We start from the raw sequence: 20946 nt of genomic DNA, 5'->3' as shown, positions 1-20946 counted from the left end.
CGCTTCGAGATTCTGATATGGACATTCGCCACCTGGCCTGCCTGGCCAGCCAACCTTCTGCGGCCGTAAAAAAGCGCGAGCAATTCTGCGGCATGCCCAAGCGTGGTCTGGCCTTTTTGCTGGCGAACGTCATGTTCTGGCAACCGGTGTGGGCGCAGGCGGACGGCATCGTTGTCAGTGCACCCGGCACCAGTCTGGATCGCGCCGGCAATGGCGTGCCAATCGTCAACATCGCAGCGCCCAATGGCAGTGGCCTGTCGCATAACCAGTTCCACGACTACAACGTCGGTGCGCAAGGCGTCATCCTCAACAACGCCACCGACCGCATGCAACAGACGCAACTGGGCGGGATCATTCTCGGCAACCCGAACCTGCGTGGCGCAGCGGCACAAACCATCCTCAACGAAGTCAATGGCGGCAGCCCGAGCCAGTTGCGCGGCTACACCGAAGTCGCAGGGCAATCGGCACGGGTGATCGTTTCCAATCCTTACGGCATCAGTTGCAATGGTTGCGGTTTCATCAACACCCCACGTGTCACGCTGACCACCGGTAAACCGGTGCTCGACAATGGTCGCCTGGAGCGCTTTCAGGTTGATCAGGGAAGCGTGTCGATTGACGGCGTCGGTCTTGATGCGAGCAACGTCGACAGTTTCGAAATCATTACCCGCAGTGCGCAGATCAATGCACAGATCCATGCAAAAAACCTGAACATCACCACCGGCCGCAACGACGTCAACGCCGACACCCTCAGCGCCACCGCCCGTGCCGATGACGGCAGCGCCAGACCACAACTGGCCATCGACTCCTCGGCGCTCGGCGGCATGTATGCCGGTGCAATCAAACTGGTCGGCACCGAGCAGGGCGTTGGTGTGAAGCTGGCGGGGGATCTTGCCGCCAGCGCCGGTGACATCCGGATCGACGCCAATGGCCAGCTGACCCTGGCTAAAGTCACGGCGGGTAATGCCGTCGATGTAAAGGCCAAAAGTCTCGATGCCCAGGGCGCGGTTTATGCCGGTACGCAGGTCACCGTACAAACCGCCGAAGACCTGATCAATCGCCAAAGCCTCGCTGCCCGTGACAGCGTCAGCCTGAGCAGCGGCGGCAGGCTGACCAACGCTGGTGTGATTGAAGCCGGGGTGAACGCAGACAACAGCCGCAACGCCAAGGGTGATCTGTCGATCAACAGTGCTTCGGTGAGCAACAGTGGCAGCGTGTTGGCCAGCCGGACCCTGACCGCCAGCGCAGCCGCAACGTTCGAGAACCAGAACGGTACCCTGCAGGCTCAAGACATCACTTTGAACGCGGCGCGCCTGGTCAACCAAGGTGTGAATGCGCGTGTTTATGGTGAAACCCGTCTAGTCGTGAGCGCGCCGGCCATCGTCAACCTCAACGGCCTGATTCGCTTTGCCGATGGGCAAGCGGCAACACTGGTGGTCGACAGTATCGACAACCGTCAGGGTCGTATCGAAATCGCCGGCGGCAGCCTCAAGCTCAATGCTCAGGAGGTAAAAAACACCGGCGGCAAAGTGATCGCCGGTCGCCTCGACGTGGACGCCCGTCAACTGGACAACAGCGGCGGCCTGATCGGCGCCAGCGACGGTGAGGCCAAGGTTGTCGCCCGCGAACGTCTGAATAACGGCGCGGGCAAGATCCAGGCGAAAACCACACTGGCACTGTCGGGAGGGGAGTTGCTCAATCAGGGGGGGACGCTGGCAGCCGACGACATTCTCGTCACGGCCACTCGCCTCGATAACAGCGCCAAGGGTGTGATCAGCGCGGAAAAAGGTGCTGCTGATCTGACGCTGATGCAGGATTTCGATAACCACGACGGCAAGGTGCAAGCCTCGGATCGCTTGACCGTCACTGCGCAGAGCATCAACAACCGCAACGCAAGTCTGACGGGCAAAACCCTCGAGGTGGCCAGTCGCGGCACGCTGGATAATACGCAAGGCGCGATTTCGTCCGATGACAGCGTGGTTTCCAGTGCAGACCTGGATAACAGCCTTGGCCTGATCCAGGGGACCGATCGCCTGAGCCTGACCGCGCAAGATCTGCAAAACGCCAGCGGCCAACTTTTGGGCGGCATCGTCGACGCAAACCTGCGCAATCTGATCGGCAACAACGACGGCACGCTCAGCGCCGAAACCGGGCAACTGACGCTCCTCGTCCAGCAGCACTTGAACAACGCATTGGGCCGTCTGCAATCCATCAAAGGCGATGTGGAACTGCGTGCCAGCTCTATCGATAACCGTGGCGGTGTAGTCGCCGCCCGGCAATTGCTGGTGGTGGCCAAGGACGGATACGTCGACAACCGTGGCGGGCGGATGATCGCCGACGGCCTGGAGTTGCACGCGGCCAGCCTTGATAACCGTGCCAACGGGTTGTTGGCCGCAGGTGCCGATGGCGCGCGGTTGATCCTCAAGCAAACTGCACCAAGCCAGTCGCAACTGCTGAATCAACAGGGCCGGATTCAGAGCGAAGGTCAGTTGCACATCGACGGTGACGAGATCGACAACAGCGCCGGTGTCCTGCTCGGCAACGCTATCGACATCAATGCCAAACAACTTGGCAACAACGACAAGGGCGGCATCGTCGGTAATGGCGGCGATGTCGTCCTCAACATTGCCGGAGTTTTCAGCAACGTCACCGGTCTAGTCGATGCTGGCGCACAGCGCTTGCTCCTTGATCAACTGACCTCGCTGGATAACCGGGGCGGCACCCTGCAAGGCAAGCGCCTGGACATCAATAGCGCCTGGATCAACAACAACGCTGCCGGGCAGATCATCGCTGGCAGCGACGGCCTGAAGATTACTGGCAAAACACTGCTCAACCAGCAAGGTGTGATTCTGGCCAACGGCAGCCATGCCGAACTGGCGCTGAACAACGGCAATTTGCAAAACCAGGGCGGCACGCTGCAAGCCGACTCGGTGAGCATCACCAGTGCCGACCTCGACAACAGTGCAGCCAGCGGCAAGGCCGGGCTGATTTCCAGCCTGATTGATGACTTGACGCTGACCGTGACGCGCTTGGCTAACCGCGCCGGCAGAATGTTCGGCAAGGATCAGGTGATCTTCACTGGTACCAGCCTGGACAACACCGGCGGCGAGATCAGCGGTAATCAGCTGGGGCTCGAAGCCGTCGGGCAGGTTCTCAATCAGGGCGGCCTGATCGAATCGGCGAACAGCCTCAAGCTGACTGCCAGCGGCTTGGATAACAGCGCCGGCGGCCAGCTCCGCGCCCTCGGTGGCGCTGCGAGTCAGATCAAGCTGACCGGCAATCTGAACAACCAGAGCGGCGTGATCGAAATCGGCAGTCAGGACCTGCTGCTATCCGGTGCCGAAATCAATAACTTCAGCGGCAATGTTCGCCACGCGGCACAGGGCCTTTTCGACCTGGATGTGAGCCAACTGGCCAACAACCAGGGCAGTCTCACCGGGCTGGGCAATGGTGTATGGGATGTCGGCTCGGTCAACGGTGTTGGAACCTGGCAACTGAACGGCGGGCTGACCTACACCAGTGCGCAGAACCTGACGCTCAATGCTGGCGAACGGATCGCCAGTGCTTCGGCGCTCAGCCTCAACGTGGCCAACCTGAACAATGCCGGACAATTGCTCAGCGGCGGCGATCTGGCGCTGACCCTTGGCGGCAATCTGCTCAACAGCGGCAAAGTCTCCGCGCAGCAGAAACTCACGATCAGCGCCAACGACGTGATCCAGCAGGACGGGCGACTGGTTAGCGGCGGCGACACCGTGATGACCTTGCGCGGCACACTGGACAATCTCGGTCGCCTGATCGCCAACCAGAACCTCACGGTGACGGCGGCACGGATCAATAACAAAGGCACCCTCGGCGCCCAAGGCAATCTCGAATTCACCGCCGCCAACGGTCTCTACAACGATGCCGACACGCTGCTGTTCAGCGGCGGCACGATGAAGCTGCACGGCAACAGCCTGAATAACTATTACGGCGATATTTACAGCCGCGGCAACATGAGCTTCGACGCTGTCGATGGCGGGCGCGCGGCGTTGTTCAGCAACTTGTCGGGCACCATCGAAGGCGAGGGTGACGTCGATATCAACGCGGTTTCCTTCGAAAACGCCAAAGCCGAGTTCGAGCTGACTTCCGGTCAGTCGTCCGGCAGTTTGAGCTGGGTGTGCGGTCAGCACTGCGATGGTGGTGATGGCTGGAAGCGCGGCACCATCACCATCACTACCCAATTCAACGACGAGGTGCTCAAGGACTCGCGCGCGGCGCGATTCGTGGCAGGCAAGAACTTCACCATCCACGCCAACCAGGTTGAAAACCGTTACAGCCTGCTGGCCGCCAACGGCAACCTGACCGTGACGGCTGACAGCCTGCTGAACCAGGGCGGGGAGTCGCGTTCGGGGACGCGCGTGGTGAAAAGGGGCACCCCAGGGCGTATCGACAACAGCCTCTGGGACAAGATGGAGTTCGTCGATGTTCCGGCGTTCAACGCGGCTACCGCGGCCGGCAACTTCGATCAGGCGCGGTTCGATGAACTGATCAGTCGCTCCAGTGATTCGCGATTCTCTTTGATGAGTGACGTCACCACCTGGAACGCAAACGGCAACGCCGTTTACGCTGCGGTGATGCAGGCCGGCGGCAAGGTCAAGCTCGACGTCACCAACAGCATCCAGAACGGCACGCTATACGACAACACTTATGGCCAACTGACAGGTTCTCTGGCCAGCGACCAGACTGACGCGGTCGGCGGCATCAACATCAACCTGGGCAAACATAGCACCGACGCTGTCGCCCAAACCTCCAGATCCGTTACCCGTATCGAGCATGTCGACGCCGATGGCGTGAAGCAGATCAGCTTCACACCGGTGGACTTCAAAGGTGTGCCGTTCGCCGCCGTCGACCCGACGGCTTCCTCGACCTTCCGGTTGCCGAAAGGCCCGTACGGCATGTTCGTGCAAAGCACGAATCCGCAGAGCCGTTATCTGATCGAAACCAACCCAGAGCTGACTCAGACGACGGCGTTCATGAGCTCCGACTACCTGCTCGGCAAGCTCGACTTCAGCGCCGATGAAGCGGCGCGTCGCCTCGGTGACGGTCGCTATGAATCGCGGCTGATCAGCGACGCCGTCATGGCCCAGACCGGCCAGCGTTTTCTCGCCGGTGGCCTGGAGAACGACTACGAGCAATTTCGTTATCTGATGGATAACGCGCTCGCCAGCAAAAATCAACTGAACCTCTCAGTCGGCGTCAGCCTGACCTCGGCGCAGGTCGCTGCGCTGACCCACGACATTGTCTGGATGGAAGAGCGCATCGTCGACGGCCAGAAAGTGCTGGTGCCGGTGTTGTATCTGGCGCAGGCCGAGTCGCGCAACGTGCGCGGTGGCAGCCTGATTCAGGGCCGAGATCTGGAAATGCTGGCCGGTAGCGATCTGGTCAACGTCGGCACATTGAAGGCCAGCAACGACGTGTCCGTCGACGTCAAGGGCAGCCTCTATCAGGGCGGTCTGGTCGAAGCCGATGAGCGCATCAAACTCATGGCCACCGACAGCATCCGCAACGCCCTAGCCGGCGAAATCCGTGGCAATCAGGTCGAACTGACGACACTCAAGGGCGATATCGTCAACGATCGCACCGCCATCGCGGTGCGTGATGGCAACGGCATGCGCACCCTCGTCGACGACGGCGGCATCATCAGCGCCCGCGACAGCCTGACCATCAAGTCCGGACAGGATCTGACCAACGCGTCTGCCATCAGCAGCGGCGGTGACGCCAGCCTGAGTGCAGCGCGCGACATCAACCTGTTGGCGACACGCGACGAAGACGAACTCCACGAATCGTTCGATGGCGGCCATCGCTCAGTCATTACCACCACCGTGGAAAACCTCGCGTCGACAGTGAAAACCGGCGGCGACCTGAAGCTCGATGCCGGTCGCGACATCAACGTCATCGCCAGCACAGCCGAAGCCACCGGCAACCTCACCGCCGAGGCCAAGCGCGACATCTACCTGTCCTCGGCCGGTGATGAACACAACGTCGAAACCCATAGCAAGGACGGCAAGAAACGTGTCCATGAACAGGATGACCACACTGTTCAGAAAGCAGCTGAGTTCATCGCCGGCGGCGACGTAAAAACCAGTTCCGGCCGTGACACCACACTGGTCGCGAGCAAAATCAGCGCAGGCAATGAAGCCTACGTCTACGCCGGTAACGACCTCAATCTGCTGGCCGCGCAGAACAGGGACCACACGCTCTACGACATGAAGGAGAAGGGCGGTTTCGGCAACCTGAAACTCCAGCGCGACGAAGTCACCCAGGTCACCCACGTCGGCAGCGAAATCAAGACCGGCGGCAACCTGTCTCTGGTCAGCCTGGGCGACCAGCATTACCAGGTGGCCAAACTCGACAGCGGCAAGGACATCCTCCTCGACAGCGGCGGCGCCATCACCTTCGAAGGGGTGAAGGATCTGCATGACGAGAGCCATACCAAAACCAACAACAACGCCGCATGGGTCTCGGCCAAGGGTCGCGGCAACACCGACGAAACCCTGCGCCAGACGCAGATGATCGCCAAGGGCAACATCGTCCTGAAAGCGGTCGATGGGCTGAAGATTGATATCAAGGATGTGAGTCAGGAGTCCGTCAGCCAGACCATTGATGCGATGGTCAAGGCTGATCCGCAACTGGCGTGGTTGAAGGATGCGGAGGCTCGGGGAGATGTTGATTGGCGGCGCGTGAAGGAGATTCACGAGTCGTTTAAATACAGCAACTCGGGGCTTGGCCCGGCTTCGCAGATGATTATTGCGATCGTGATGGCTGCCTTTGTCGGGCCTGCTGCGTTCGCTTCGCTAAGCGCGAGCATGGGCACAGCCTGGGCCGCAGGCCTCGCCGCTGTGGCAACAGGTGCAGCCACAAATGCCACGACCAGTTTTATCAATAACGGCGGAAACCTTGGAGCGGTTTTCGCGGACGTTACTTCATCCGATGCACTGAAGGGCTATGTGATTTCCGGAGTGACAGCCGGATTGATGGCCGAATACCTGAACCAGCTGACGGGTATGAAATACGATCCGAATACCGGAAAGTTGCTCGGCCCGTCGTTAGCCACGTGGGAGGGCGTCGGCAGATTTGCTGGAAGCCAAATCATCCAAGGTGGCACTTCCGCGCTGATCACCAAGGCAGTCGGCGGCGATGCAAGTGCCGGTGACGTTCTGAAGACGGCTCTGTTCAATACCGTCGCGGCGTTCAGCTTCAACATGGTGGGCGATCTTACGCAGGGCGTTCTGGATGATGGCTCAGCGGGCAAAATCATCATTCATGCGGCGGTGGGTGGGCTGTTGTCGGAGATGACCGGCGGGGATTTTGCGACAGGCGCGTTGGCGGCTGGTGCGAATGAAGCGCTTGTTGGTGAGATGAACAAATGGTTCAAGGGCAATCCCGAGTTGTTGCTCATGGGGTCGCAGATAGTGGGGGTGCTCTCCGCAACTGCGCTGGGCAATACTGATCAAGAGTCATTGGAAAACGCTTCTTGGGTTGCCAACAACGCGACACAGTACAACTTCCTGAATCATCAGCAAGTAGACGATCTCGTCACAGAGTTGAAGGGCTGTAGAGCTAGCGAAAATCCAGCAGCCTGTCGAGAGAAAGTGAAGGATACCTATGCGAAACTGAGCGCGAAAACCAGTGGATCCGAACTGTTCAAGTGCGAGGGTTTCGATCAGTGTAATGGTCAGACGAACGCCGCTGAAGGAGGGACCCTGGCGCTTGAAAACTACGATGCAAATGGCGGGTTAAGTGCTGAAGAGCGAGCGATTGTTCAGGACTTCCAAGACTCGAACCACACGGACGAGCTGAACTCTCACCATAAAACGATGCTGGGTGATCATGCGGAAATCGCTGGGACGATTCTGACTGGAGGGATCGGGGCTGGGAGCAAATTGGTTGGAAAGACTGATGAACTGCTTACCTCCACAAAAGGTGCTGATGGTGTAATAACCAAAATTTCGGATGGAATGAGGGCGAATCCTTATCACCCTGACTGGAAGAACTACTCGGGAACTGAAGCCCTCAGCCTGTCATCCGGCGCGAGCGGGGTAAAACCTGTGACCGGTTTAGGGGACGTTGAAGATTTTATGACGTCCCAGTTAACCAATTTGAATAAAAAACTTGGGGAAAAAATCGGACAAGGACGACTTCCTTACGAACGAGGAAGAGCTGGGATCGATCAAGCAAAGCTTGATATCAAAGCTACCCTCGAGAGTGCAACGGACATAAGCAGCTTGATTCCCAGGTCGCAAGTCCGAGGCGACTACGATTTAGTGCATGTGTATAGTAAGGTCACGGATCGAACCGTTAGTTTAAGAGTGCTGCCAGGCGGTAAATATGAGTTTGATACTTTAATTCCAGAAAGGTCCTCAAAATTCTGAGAGGTGGTTATGTATTTAGATGATGAATTTTGTGAGTTTCGCGCGCGCTCCTTTTATATCGAAAGGGAAAAGATTTGTGACGTGTTGGTGTTGTTTTTTAAACTACATCTGCAGGGCTGGGTGTCATTAAGTATTGGAGAAGGGGTCGCAATTTTTTCGCACGGTTTGAGAGAGGCCGAATATCAAATAGTCGAGAGTCTTGATGACGAATTTGCTTATCCCGTGAGGGTGGTGAATTCTTTACGCAAATACTTAGATAAAAAAATATCAGGGATTTATGAGTACCGTATTGAAGGGGTGAAGGAAGGGTGCTTGGGCATTTACTTTGATTGTGGAGATTGTGGGCTTAGTGTGTTGGAATATGATGGCTGCCTAACGTTTACTGATGGTATGTGCGATTTCGGAGACAAAGTCTCTTTGGTAAAGCGGGCTGCGTAATAGCAAGCGCGGGAAGAGGCCACTTTAGCAAGTTGTTCGGAGAAATGGCGGTGGATGGGGGCAGAACGCGTATTTTTTAAAAATAAGAACAGATTGCATTTAATGTGATTGGCTGAAGCTATACGTGAAAGTTTGTCCTGCGTTGAGTGTTGCGGAGCGCTATAGGAAAAAAGGGGCTGTCCCCTTTTTTAACCAGTCCGATCCCGTCGCATACGCTGGAAAAAGAATTTGATAAAGTAGCGACTGCCTCCGCCCAGGAATTGGGTGGTATGGCTTTTGACGCTGTTACCGGACTCTTGACTGCTCACATTGGTGGGAAAGCTGTCGAGTGGGTCGGTGGCAAATGGGTTGCTCCAATTGATCAACCTAAACCAACTATTGAGCTATTTGGAGGTAAGAGCGCTCAAACTCCAGGTGCGCTTAATATTGATATTAGTGGCAGTATCGAATCAGGCGTCCGTGCCGACGCCAGGAACTTACCTCTCAGAGATAACTCCGTGCGAGAAATCGTGGCCAGTAACCCATTCATACCTAAAGGTGCAGGGGGCACTTTCTCCATGATGGACTTTTTGCCTGAGGCGACACGGGTGGTTGAGCCCGGTGGGAAAATATTCATAAACACTAACTCGGCAAATCCGTATGGAAAACTACCAAGTGCAGCCGATCTTGAGTCGGTTGGCGTCAGGGTTATCCAGGATGGAGGTCTAGATGCTCGATTCTCGGGGCACACGTTCCTACGCACAGACGGTAGTAAGATTACTGATCTCCATAGTATGAAAACCATCGTTCTAGAGAAAATAAAATGATAGTTTCAGCGATGTTTGATTCCCTCGTCACATTTGACTGCGTATATGGAGGCTTTGAGCTCGAAAATGGAGTAGTTCGCCTTTATGTCGAAAGAGGCCTAGCCTTGAAAAAGACGAAGTTGGTAACAGCGGCGGATGGCGCTCGGATCGTACAGTGTGATGAAGATGAGTGTCCTAAGGGCGAAAGTATTTTTCCTGTTCATTACATTTACGATCCCGCTAGAGATGTGGAGTATGTTGAATGGAGTCTTGTAAATGGTTTGTTACACGCTCGAAGCGAGGGTGGTGAATGGGTCAGATACGAGAGCAAGAGTGAAGGTTTGCACGCAATGCATGAATATGTGGGTGACTGCTGGCTGGTCTTTTCGGGTGTGAGTGTGTTGAGAAAAGTTATCTATGAATATTCTCTCGATCGAAAGAGTTCCTCAGGTAATGAGTTTGTCGAGGAGTTTATTAGTGGGCCTAAAGTCGATAAGTCGGCAAGTGAGTATTTTCTTGAGGGTGAAATAAACGTTTTGCCTGGGCCAGGATGGATGTCTTTGAAAATTGATGCAGATTCGTTTCATATCGAGATTCCCGACGATTGAAAGAAAAGCGGATAAATGGGGACCGGATAAATGGGGACAGACCACCTTTCGAGAGACAAACGGGGACAGGCCACCTTCAAATTCGCGTCGAGCGTAAAAGCGGCGGTGACCTGCAGCTCGATGCCGTCGCAACATCTATTTGTCCTCGGCCGGAGATGAATACAACGTCGAAACCCATAGCAAGGACGGCAAGAAACGCGTCCATGAACAGGATGACCACACTGTTCAGAAAGCAGCTGAGTTCATCGCCGGCGGCGACGTAAAAACCAGTTCCGGCCGTGACACCACACTGGTCGCGAGCAAAATCAGCGCAGGCAATGAAGCCTACGTCTACGCCCGTAACGACCTCAATTTGCTGGCCGCGCAGAACAAGGACCATACGCTCTACGACATGAAGGAGAAGGGCGGTTTCGGCAACCTGAAACTCCAGCGCGACGAAGTCACCCAGGTCACCCACGTCGGCAGCGAAATCAAGACCGGCGGCAACCTGTCTCTGGTCAGCCTGGGCGACCAGCATTACCAGGTGGCCAAACTCGACAGCGGCAAGGACATCCTCCTCGACAGCGGCGGCGCCATCACCTTCGAAGGGGTGAAGGATCTGCATGACGAGAGCCATACCAAAACCAACAACAACGCCGCATGGGTCTCGGCCAAGGGTCGCGGCAACACCGACGAAACCCTGCGCCAGACGCAGATGATCGCCAAGGGCAACATCGTCCTGAAAGCGGTCGATGGGCTGAAGATTGATATCAAGGATGTGAGTCAGGAGTCCGTCAGCCAGACCATTGATGCGATGGTCAAGGCTGATCCGCAGTTGGCGTGGTTGAAGGATGCGGAGGCTCGGGGAGATGTTGATTGGCGGCGCGTGAAGGAGATTCACGAGTCGTTTAAATACAGCAACTCGGGGCTTGGCCCGGCTTCGCAGATGATTATTGCGATCGTGATGGCTGCGGTTGTTGGACCTGCGGCCCTGACAGCGTTGAGTGGGATGGGCACGTTCTGGGCCGCGACTTTCGCCGCTGTGGCTACCGGAGCGGCTACGAATGCTACGACTAGCTTCATCAATAACGGTGGGGATCTGGGCGCTGTTTTCGCTGACGTTACTTCATCCGATGCGCTGCAGGGCTATGTGGTTTCGGGGCTGACGGCCGGTTTGATGTCGCAGTATCTGAATGAATTGACCGGCGTGAAGTTTGATCCCAATGGCAAATATGCCGGACCGTCACTGGCCACGTGGGAAGGTGTGAGTAAATTCGCCGGCAGTCAGATTATTCAAGGCAGTACGTCTGCGCTTATCAGCAAGGCAGTGGGAGGCGATGCTGACCTTGGCAATTTGCTGCAAACCGCACTTTTCAACACCGTTGCAGCGTTCAGCTTCAACATGGTCGGTGACCTTACGACGGGTGTTGTGGATGATGGCTCTGCGACAAAAGTCATCATTCACGCGGCGGTTGGCGGACTGCTGTCCGAAATGACTGGTGGGGATTTCGCTACGGGCGCGTTGGCGGCTGGGGCGAATGAGGCCCTCGTTAAAGAAATGAACAATTGGTTTAAGGGCAACCCGGACCTATTGATCATGGGATCCCAAATTGTTGGGGTTCTTGCAGCTTCGACACAAGAAAATGTTGATGCAGAAACTTTGCAAAACGGCGCATGGATTACTGCTAACGCTACAAAATTTAACTATCAAGGACACTATGGTAAGTACCTTGAAAAGTATGAAACATGCAAAAACGACGCAACGGGTGTGGGCTGCTCATCAATTCTTAAACTGGCGGGCACTAATTCTCAGGTTCTTGGTAATTTCGTTCTGAATATGGATGTGGACTCCAAAATCGTCAGCTATACGTTGCTCGATGATTCAGGGAAGCCATGGATGATCATGGAACCTTTAGAGTACAAAGCTTATGTGGCATTGCCAGTGGCGATGCAGGATGCTTACAAAAACTCTGCGCAGTGGCAGTTCGACTTGTCTTCCACTTTGCTTTACGCAAAGGACGGACAAGAGGGCAAAGCAATAGAAAGCTACGAGATGATGCTGACCGATCCAGATTATTGGGGCGAGATGGCTCTCTCATTAATGCTCTCCTCGGCTGGCGGATCTGTACTTCAGGGTGTAAAGGGGGCTGCTGGTAGCTTGTTGAAGCTCGGCGAAACAAAAGTTATCAATAATGTAAGTATGACTCGTGTAGGGAGATGGATGTCCCCAGGTGAGCTATTACAGATGCAAGGTAACAACAGGGTCGTACAGGGCGCAGGAGGGCAAACTTTCATCTCAATTAACGGTGCGGCTGATTTTAAAGGGGCTGCATCTAAAGGGGCCGTGTATGTCGAATTTGATGTTCCAAGTAATGGTTTGTTGCAAGGTGGCAAGGAAGGCTGGTATAAAATGATTGGCCAAGATGCCAGTAAGTCTCAGCAGTATCTGTTGAAAAAGCAGGGCGGAGAACATCTGCCTGAAGTGAAAAATATAAAAATCTTAGATAGAAAGTGAGCGGGATATGGATTATTTTCAGTTTGAAAAAAAAATTATGCCTTTGCTCAAAGGCTACACTGTGAAAAGCTCAAAATTCGCAGGCGGAGATTTTGGTGACTTGGAACGAGTAGAGTTAGAAGGCTTTGGGAAACTGGCAACTGTTGAGTTTTGGTCTGAAGGTTGGACGGGTTTTGATATTTATGACTGCACTTGTGATGAGCAAGTCATGAATATTTTAATCTCTCCCGAGGAGGGGGAGCTCATCTCGAATGCGATTGAAGCGTTTGTAGGAAGGTTGAATGGCAAATAACAATAAATTTCTTTTGCCTAGTCAGTCGATTATTAAAGATGGAGGATAAATGGGACAGACCACGTTTAGAAAGTAATCCAAGAACGTGGTCTGTCGCCGGGAAAAATTTATTGTGCTGTTATCGGTACTTCGAAATGAATCCGGTAAGAGCGAAAATGGTAGTTCACCCAGCCGAATATCGCTGGCAAAGCTACCGTGTTAATGCACAATCAGAACGCTCGCACATTGTTACCCCTCATGCTCAATATTTGGCGTATGGAGGGCAGGGTGGGCAACCGACAAATGCTTACCGCGGGAGATAAAGGGGGACAGACCAACTTTCAATTCGCGTCGAGCGTATAACGCGATGGTGACCTGAAGCTCGATGCCGGTCGCGACACCCTTTACGACATGAAGGAGAAGGGCGGTTTCGGCAACCTGAAACTCCAGCGCGACGAAGTCACCCAGGTCACCCACGTCGGCAGCGAAATCAAGACCGGCGGCGACCTGTCTCTGGTCAGCCTGGGCGACCAGCATTACCAGGTGGCCAAACTCGACAGCGGCAAAGGCATCTCACGTGATGACATTCCAAATGTTGTAATGAGTGCTCTTGAACGTGGGAAAGTTGTCGGGACCAATGGTTCGGCTAATGTTTATCGCATCACGCATAATGGTGTTGAGCAAAACATCGCAGTTGGGGTTGGCTCAAACGGCTTCGTGGCTCGAGCTAATCCGGTCAGTTCTTGGAAACCATTGCCATGATCAGGTTAAGACTAACGAGTGAGTATTTGGCCGGGCCGATATTCTGCCCAGATCCGGATAGAATGGGGCACGTTGATATTGAAGATCTGCCCCTTTCTCCAGAGCTGAGGGTCAAAGTCAGTGAGTGGGACGGTGAGTATCAGTCGACGTTCAACAGCGACTACCCGCCCGATTCTTGTTTTGCAACGCCTGAGGCAGAGCTTCGGCATAAAGTAGAGGGGGAGGAGCTGGCCAAATCGATGCAGCAAGAACTAGGGAGCAGTTATATGGTTGAGTATTGCCCATAGTCGATAATTAGTCGGTGCAAAAGGAGTGTCGGGGTCCGCTCTGACGAGGGACGAATTGATTTCGGGAATGCCTTTAGGCACTAGAGATAAACGGGGACAGACCACCTTTCAATTCGCGTCGAGCTTATAAAGCGATGGTGACCTGAAGCTCGATGCCGATCGCGACATCAACGTCGTCGCCAGCACAGCCGAAGCCACCGGCAACCTCACCGCCGAGGCCAAGCGCGACATCAACATGTCCTCGGCCGGTGATGAACACAACGTCGAAACCCATAGCAAGGACGGCAAGAAACGTGTCCATGAACAGGATGACCACACTGTTCAGAAAGCAGCTGAGTTCATCGCCGGCGGCGACGTAAAAACCAGTTCCGGGCGTGACACCACACTGGTCGCGAGCAAAATCAGCGCAGGCAATGAAGCCTACGTCTACGCCGGTAACGACCTCAGTCTTCTGGCCGCGCAGAACAAGGACCACACGCTCTACGACATGAAGGAGAAGGGCGGTTTCGGCAACCTGAAACTCCAGCGCGACGAAGTCACCCAGGTCACCCACGTCGGCAGCGAAATCAAGACCGGCGGCAACCTGTCTCTGGTCAGCCTTGGCGACCAGCATTACCAGGTGGCCAAACTCGACAGCGGCAAGGACATCCTCCTCGACAGCGGCGGCGCCATCACCTTCGAAGGGGTGAAGGATCTGCATGACGAGAGCCATACCAAAACCAACAACAACGCCGCATGGGTCTCGGCCAAGGGTCGCGGCAACACCGACGAAACCCTGCGCCAGACGCAGATGATTGCCAAGGGCAACATCGTCCTGAAAGCGGTCGATGGGCTGAAGATTGATATCAAGGATGTGAGTCAGGAGTCCGTCAGCCAGACCATTGATGCGATGGTCAAGGCTGATCCGCAACTGGCGTGGTTGAAGGATGCGGAGGCTCGGGGAGATGTTGATTGGCGGCGCGTGAAGGAGATTCACGAGTCGTTTAAATACAGCAACTCGGGGCTTGGCCCGGCTTCGCAGATGATTATTGCGATCGTGATGGCTGCCTTTGTCGGGCCTGCTGCGTTCGCTTCGCTAAGCGCGAGCATGGGCACAGCCTGGGCCGCAGGCCTCGCCGCTGTGGCAACAGGTGCAGCCACAAATGCCACGACCAGTTTTATCAATAACGGCGGAAACCTTGGAGCGGTTTTCGCGGACGTTACTTCATCCGATGCACTGAAGGGCTATGTGATTTCCGGAGTGACAGCCGGATTGATGGCCGAATACCTGAACCAGCTGACGGGTATGAAATACGATCCGAATACCGGAAAGTTGCTCGGCCCGTCGTTAGCCACGTGGGAGGGCGTCGGCAGATTTGCTGGAAGCCAAATCATCCAAGGTGGCACTTCCGCGCTGATCACCAAGGCAGTCGGCGGCGATGCAAGTGCCGGTGACGTTCTGAAGACGGCTCTGTTCAATACCGTCGCGGCGTTCAGCTTCAACATGGTGGGCGATCTTACGCAGGGCGTTCTGGATGATGGCTCAGCGGGCAAAATCATCATTCATGCGGCGGTGGGTGGGCTGTTGTCGGAGATGACCGGCGGGGATTTTGCGACAGGCGCGTTGGCGGCTGGTGCGAATGAAGCGCTTGTTGGTGAGATGAACAAATGGTTCAAGGGCAATCCTGAGTTTTTGCTCATGGGGTCGCAGATTGTGGGGGTGCTCTCCGCAACTGCGCTGGGCAATACTGATCAAGAGTCATTGGAAAATGCTTCTTGGGTTGCCAACAACGCGACACAGTACAACTTCCTGAATCACCAGCAAGTAGACGATCTCGTCACAGAGTTGAAGGGCTGTAGAGCGAGCGAAAATCCAGCAGCCTGTCGAGAGAAAGTGAAGGATACCTATGCGAAACTGAGCGCGAAACCAGTGGATCCGAACTGTTCAAGTGCGAGGGTTTCGATCAGTGTAATGGTCAGACGAACGCCGCTGAAGGGGGAACGCTGGCGCTTGAAAACTACGATGCAAATGGCGGGTTAAGTGCTGAAGAGCGAGCGATTGTTCAGGATTTCCAAGACTCGAACCACACGGACGAGCTGAACTCTCACCATAAAACGATGCTGGGTGATCATGCGGAAATCGCTGGGACGATTCTGACTGGAGGGATCGGGGCTGGGAGCAAATTGGTTGGCAAAACCGAGGAGGTTCTGGTTGGTGCAAAAGGTGCGGCGGATATCGGAGCCTTAGACGACGTAGCTCTTCCCGGCTTAGGTTCGACACCAGGCCTACTCTCGTCACCTAGCATTCCATCGGGAGCAGGACTTGGTGGTTTCAAATTTGGACTAAGCGCGGGTGAAATAAACGCCATCAATTCAAAATTTGATGGTTCAATATCGTTTCGAAGCGTGGATACGGCTATTGCAAACGCCAGCAATTATGATGGATTCTTTAATAAGGCTGGTTCAATTATAAGAGATATTGCAGGGGGGGCATCTGTTTGATAATGGGAATAAACGAACGGCTGTTGAGGTTGTGGAGCGGCTAATTATAAGAAACGGTGTCGATGGTCCGCCAAAGCAGGTGATGTGGAATGTCGTAGATAAGGTTGCTACAGGGAAATTAACAGATGTTAAAGATATTTCTAACGCATTGAGAGGTCTGGATTGATGTCTTGTGATCCTTCTGATAAATATGCTGCTCGTTTTGGGTTTTTAGATATGAATAGTGTGCATCTGGATGATTTCATTCAGATTATGGAGCTGGTGGCAAAAAAATGCGAAGGATTCTTTATATTTAAAATCGACGGTGAAAGGAAGTCCGATATTTATACTTTTGTTCTAAATGCCTCTTCGCAAAGTAACGTGGTTCTAAGAAAGGACACAGATAATATACGAGAAGGTATGAGGTTTTTTTTCTGCGAGCTTGAAAGAGCTGGAATCTACCTCTGACTAAAGAGTTGGCAGGTTCGGCAGTCGAAAGCTCAGCGTATCTAGAAGTGCGGTGTGTGGCTTCTTTCGGGAATGGTCGGCAGCGAAATCGAGACCGGCGGCAACCTGTCGCTGATCAGCCAAGGCGACCAGCATTACCGGTGGCCAAACTCGACAGCGACAAGGGCTTCGTCCTCGACAGCGGCGGCGCCATCACCTTAGAAGGGGTGGAGGATCTGCATGACGAGAGTCACACCAAAACCAATAACAACGCCGCGTGGGTCTCGGCCAAAGGTCGGGGCAACACCGACGAAACCCTGCGACAGACCCAGATGATTGCCAAAGGCAACATTGTCCTGGAGATAAACGGGGACAGATCACCTTTCAATTCGCGTCGAGCGTATAACGCGATGGTGACCTGAAGCTCGATGCCGGTCGCGACATCAACGTCGTCGCCATCGCCGAAGCTACCGGCAACCTTACCGCCGAGGCCAAGTGCGACATCAACATGTCCTCGGCCGGTGAGAAACACAACGTCGAAACCCATAGCGAGGACGGCAAGAAACGCCTCCATGAGCAGTACAACCACACCGTTTAAAAAGATGTTGAATTAATCGCTGGCGGCGACGTAAAACCCAGCTCGGGCCGTGACATCACTTTGATCGCGGGTAAGCTCTGCGCAGGCAACGACGTCTACACCGGCAATGACCTGAACCTGCTGGCCGCGCAGAACAAGGACCATACCCTATGCGACATGGAGGGGTAAAACGTGGTCTGTCCCCCGTTTTCAATAATGGTGCGCTTCAAGCAGCGATAGCGAGGGATCCTGGGGCCACGGTCGTTACCATCAAGCCATCCGACGTAGGTGATCTCGGTGTCGATCTCGGGCGTGGATTTGAGCGCGTTGGCGGAAGTAAATTGTGCCCTTCTATGGAAGATGCGCCGAATTTGGTGCAGAACTTGCGCAGCGTTCAGGCAACCTATGAACTTGATAAAGCTAGTAATACATGGCAAACCATTACTATATTTCCAGCTAGGTGACTGCTTATGAACTACTCGCGTGTGGTTAATATTTTGAGGTCGGTATTTTCGGTAGAGGTAGGGCTGAGTGACTCGGAAGCTCAAAGTTTGTTAAGGCGTATGCTGGATGATCCGGAGCAGCGATCGAATGTCGAGCGGGAACTTGAATCTCTTTATCAAGATGACTCTGTATCTTGGGTTTTGCTGCTAGACAACGATGACTATGTCGTATATCCGGCAGATGACGAGGCAGATGCCAAGGAATATCTCACATCGATTCTCTGGGATCAGGTTTTTTCGATTGGTACAAGTAACTGAAAAGTTAAAGGTGGCAGATTTGTTTTTTCGCGGAAAAGGATCACAAATCCAACCGAAACTAAATCCGCCACCTTTTTTGTCCCCCGTTTTTATATTGTCGTGTAGTCCGTCTCACATTATGTGCAGCGCATTTTTAAGTAGCTAAAAGGAGGGCTTTGATTATGTCATTGTCGGCAATGATCCTATCATCAGAAAAGTTGAGCACGGATGATTTTAAAGCTGTGCTCCTAGAACATGGCGGGTTCGTGAGTGCCGGAAAACCTTCTCGCGGTGGCGTTGGTGAGGATGATTCAGATATTTGGTTGGCCCTGCATTCAAAAGATATTCTTAATGAGTTTTATGATGACGAAGATCAGCAAGAATGGCAGGATGCTCTCGGGGCTACTCCGCAGACAATGATTGAGATCAATCTAGATCATACTGAGCACGCGAAGTTAATGTATTTGAAGGTTTTTTTGAGTTTTGCGAAAGCTTGGCCTTGTGTTTTAAATGACGTGGACGATTCCACCCTGTCCAGTAGGTCGGTTTGTGAGAAATACAAGAACCTTCTGGGCGGGTTGTAAAAGGAGTGTTGCGATACAGGTAGCACGTCGCCGCGGGTTCTGGGGGTAAATGGGGACAGACCACGTTTAGAAAGCACTCTGAAAACGTGGTCTGTCCCCGTTACCTTACGAAGGCTTTTCAAGGATTGTTGCAGAGGCCGAGGCGAAAACTCATAAATTGAAAGACCTGGCAGCCTCGGCATCACCCGAAGCAGCCAAGATGTTCGATCTGCTGATCGCGGAAAATCACGGGTTCCAGAATATGCTGGCGGGCATCACCGCTGGACATTCAGTCGCTGCGATTGCGGACACACTGGTTCAAACGCTTGGCATCAGCCACGAAATGGCGATGGCTGCTGTTGAAGGCTTGGCGATGTCAGTATCTGGGATGGCTCCGACGATTAAGACCGCAGGAGGCGGTAAGAATAAACCCAAGGGAGGGCCTGCTGGATCGACAGAGGAGGCCGAATCCACTGCTCCGAAAGGCAACGCAGGAAATACCAAAAGCGACTCGGCGGAAAACGTAACCTATTTCCGGGTAGAAAGTGGGGGAACAGGTTTTAAGACGAGCCAGAATCGAATTACCGCCAATGACGACGGGAGCATTACCATTAATCCTGGGTGTACGGGCCAGCTGCGTGTCAGTGTTGGCAATGCTGACCACGCAACCTACTACTTGACGAACAAGCGTCCTGATGGCTCCGTAGTGGTCTTCGACATCGATGCCAAGACTCATAAGGAAATTATGGATAGAGTGATACCTCAGCACGGCGATGGCCCAAGGGACCGTGATGCACCCAAGAGAGTCGACGAGGGCCAACCAGGTTACTCCCTGGAGTTGCCGAAGATATGGGAGTCGCTACTCGAAAACAGTGCGAGTAATGCTCGTGTCTATACGCAAGACGAATTTTTAAAAGAGTTTAAGAAATGACCATTGATCAAGACGTTTTTGATGACCTGTGGGACGGCGAAAGAAGTATCGGTTTTTTTGTTCAGTCAGCTCAGTGTTACTGGATTGTTGACGAGAAGCGTAATTTTACTCTTGACGTTGACAAGAGTCTTAGAGCGTCATTGAGTAACGGAACTATCACGCAAGAGCAATACGAACGATCCTGCCTGAAATTCAGAAATGGTATCCTGAAGATGACTGCCGAGAACTTTCCTTCGTATCTTCATGGGCCGAGTGTAAAGATTTTGTCGTCTTCCGAATTGCAAGGCTTTATTGGGGCTAAGCCGAATGTTTTTGAAAAAATTGAAAACTACTATCTCACAGGCGAAGGTCTGGATTCGGAGCTGTTCAAAAATGCAAATGTCATACGCTCGAGGCTTCCACTGTTTTACGTGAATTTTGATCGAAAGATTTTCATGCACATGGATGACGGTCGATTTCATGAGGAGTATGTGCATTCGGACTGGGTTGCTGAATCTGGCGATTTCAGCTACTTGATTCCGTCACGAGAAAAGTATTGGGTGGATGCAGGTAAGGATTTTTGGAAAGTTCGTTTTTTATAAACTAAGTGCTGATCTTTAACATATGTGGACTGTCCCATTCTTTACGGGCTACCTCTTTTTTGCCTTTTTTTGTCAATTTGATATTACCGAAGTGTCGGATAGGTGAACGGTACGTCGGATAATCAGTTGTATGGAGCTGTACGCATTCTGATGAATGCTGCCGGTAATAAGGTGTGAATCAAATTCAGGGCAGGTTGCCGGCTGCAATATCTGGAGCTTAAAGCACACGAGGATCAACCATTGAACAATGTTGAAGCACTGAATGGCTTTCTGCGTGAATACGTTTATGTGGAAAGTCTTCACCTGGATTCCGAAGATGGACTTACCGGTTACAACCTGTTGATGACGCTGGCGAAGTCTGCGGATCCTGGAGCAGCGACTATCGCGGTCATATTTTTTAACGTGGGCGGTCTGAACGTGCGGGGATTTGGTGGTGGCCTGACACAGTTCATGGATCTTTGCGTGTCGAGGGTTGAAGGCGGACTGGATCGTATACGGTATGAGCTGATTGATGAGGAAGAAGAAAAAATAGCCTTCAACTTCCACTCCTTCAAAGTGCTCAGCGAGGATGTCAGCGGCGAATAGGCTGCGAAA

At 53.6% G+C, this 20946-nt stretch carries 11 protein-coding genes and 4 pseudogenes; all 15 read left to right on the top strand.

Translation table 11 applies throughout. The features are described 5' to 3' along the window. Window positions 1-17 precede the first annotated feature (17 nt). Window positions 18-8408, top strand: coding sequence for a two-partner secretion domain-containing protein (locus tag AB4N73_RS10325; protein WP_460143385.1), 8391 nt, complete (start codon window positions 18-20; stop codon window positions 8406-8408). A gap of 9 nt (window positions 8409-8417) precedes the next feature. Continuing rightward, window positions 8418-8846, top strand: a complete 429-nt coding sequence (locus tag AB4N73_RS10320; protein ID WP_041479757.1) for a hypothetical protein — start codon at window positions 8418-8420, stop codon at window positions 8844-8846. A gap of 269 nt (window positions 8847-9115) precedes the next feature. Further along, the gene (locus AB4N73_RS10315) at window positions 9116-9652 is read left to right on the top strand and encodes a hypothetical protein (protein WP_460143384.1); all 537 of its coding nucleotides are present in this window, start codon (window positions 9116-9118) and stop codon (window positions 9650-9652) included. Between the two features lie 104 nt (window positions 9653-9756). Further along, window positions 9757-10239, top strand: coding sequence for a hypothetical protein (locus AB4N73_RS10310; RefSeq protein WP_237143779.1), 483 nt, complete (start codon window positions 9757-9759; stop codon window positions 10237-10239). A gap of 124 nt (window positions 10240-10363) precedes the next feature. After that, window positions 10364-12733 (top strand): annotated as a pseudogene (locus tag AB4N73_RS10305) (TreTu family toxin); the annotation flags it as partial. A gap of 7 nt (window positions 12734-12740) precedes the next feature. Beyond that, window positions 12741-13025 carry a hypothetical protein gene (locus AB4N73_RS10300; protein ID WP_252886356.1) on the top strand — a complete coding sequence of 95 codons (285 nt, stop codon included), beginning with the start codon at window positions 12741-12743 and terminating at the stop codon, window positions 13023-13025. Between the two features lie 378 nt (window positions 13026-13403). Further along, window positions 13404-13766: pseudogene (locus tag AB4N73_RS10295) on the top strand (hypothetical protein); the annotation flags it as partial. A 423-nt stretch (window positions 13767-14189) separates the two neighbouring features. Continuing rightward, window positions 14190-16073: pseudogene (locus tag AB4N73_RS10290) on the top strand (DUF637 domain-containing protein); the annotation flags it as partial. 143 nt (window positions 16074-16216) lie between these two features. After that, entirely contained in the window at window positions 16217-16534 is a 318-nt protein-coding gene (locus AB4N73_RS10285) for a hypothetical protein (RefSeq protein WP_460143383.1), read from the top strand. A gap of 522 nt (window positions 16535-17056) precedes the next feature. Continuing rightward, window positions 17057-17322: pseudogene (locus AB4N73_RS10280) on the top strand (hypothetical protein); the annotation flags it as partial. Between the two features lie 685 nt (window positions 17323-18007). After that, on the top strand, window positions 18008-18298 hold the full coding sequence (locus AB4N73_RS10275) for a hypothetical protein (RefSeq protein WP_024013216.1): 291 nt from the start codon (window positions 18008-18010) through the stop codon (window positions 18296-18298). A gap of 161 nt (window positions 18299-18459) precedes the next feature. After that, entirely contained in the window at window positions 18460-18861 is a 402-nt protein-coding gene (locus AB4N73_RS10270) for a hypothetical protein (protein ID WP_460143382.1), read from the top strand. Between the two features lie 199 nt (window positions 18862-19060). Continuing rightward, complete coding sequence (locus AB4N73_RS10265) at window positions 19061-19771, top strand: hypothetical protein (protein ID WP_460143381.1); 711 nt, start codon at window positions 19061-19063, stop codon at window positions 19769-19771. Continuing rightward, entirely contained in the window at window positions 19768-20352 is a 585-nt protein-coding gene (locus tag AB4N73_RS10260) for a hypothetical protein (RefSeq protein ID WP_150635066.1), read from the top strand. Before AB4N73_RS10265 ends, AB4N73_RS10260 begins: the two co-directional genes overlap by 4 nt. 240 nt (window positions 20353-20592) lie before the next feature. Beyond that, window positions 20593-20937: a hypothetical protein gene (locus AB4N73_RS10255; RefSeq protein ID WP_460143380.1), complete on the top strand. Its 345-nt coding sequence runs from the start codon at window positions 20593-20595 to the stop codon at window positions 20935-20937. The last annotated feature ends 9 nt before the right edge of the window (window positions 20938-20946 follow it).

Source organism: Pseudomonas sp. S3_B08 (assembly GCF_054667725.1).
The sequence above is the reverse complement of the archived record's forward strand: the minus strand, read 5'-3'. Positions and strand labels throughout refer to the sequence as shown.

Bases quoted from the DNA above. Each gene is read 5' to 3' on its own strand.
- AB4N73_RS10325 (WP_460143385.1), top strand. From the start codon at position 18: ATGGACATTCGCCACCTGGCCTGCCTGGCCAGCCAACCTTCTGCGGCC.
- AB4N73_RS10320 (WP_041479757.1), top strand. From the start codon at position 8,418: ATGTATTTAGATGATGAATTTTGTGAGTTTCGCGCGCGCTCCTTTTAT.
- AB4N73_RS10315 (WP_460143384.1), top strand. From the start codon at position 9,116: ATGGCTTTTGACGCTGTTACCGGACTCTTGACTGCTCACATTGGTGGG.
- AB4N73_RS10300 (WP_252886356.1), top strand. From the start codon at position 12,741: ATGGATTATTTTCAGTTTGAAAAAAAAATTATGCCTTTGCTCAAAGGC.
- AB4N73_RS10275 (WP_024013216.1), top strand. From the start codon at position 18,008: ATGAACTACTCGCGTGTGGTTAATATTTTGAGGTCGGTATTTTCGGTA.
- AB4N73_RS10270 (WP_460143382.1), top strand. From the start codon at position 18,460: ATGTCATTGTCGGCAATGATCCTATCATCAGAAAAGTTGAGCACGGAT.
- AB4N73_RS10265 (WP_460143381.1), top strand. From the start codon at position 19,061: ATGTTCGATCTGCTGATCGCGGAAAATCACGGGTTCCAGAATATGCTG.
- AB4N73_RS10260 (WP_150635066.1), top strand. From the start codon at position 19,768: ATGACCATTGATCAAGACGTTTTTGATGACCTGTGGGACGGCGAAAGA.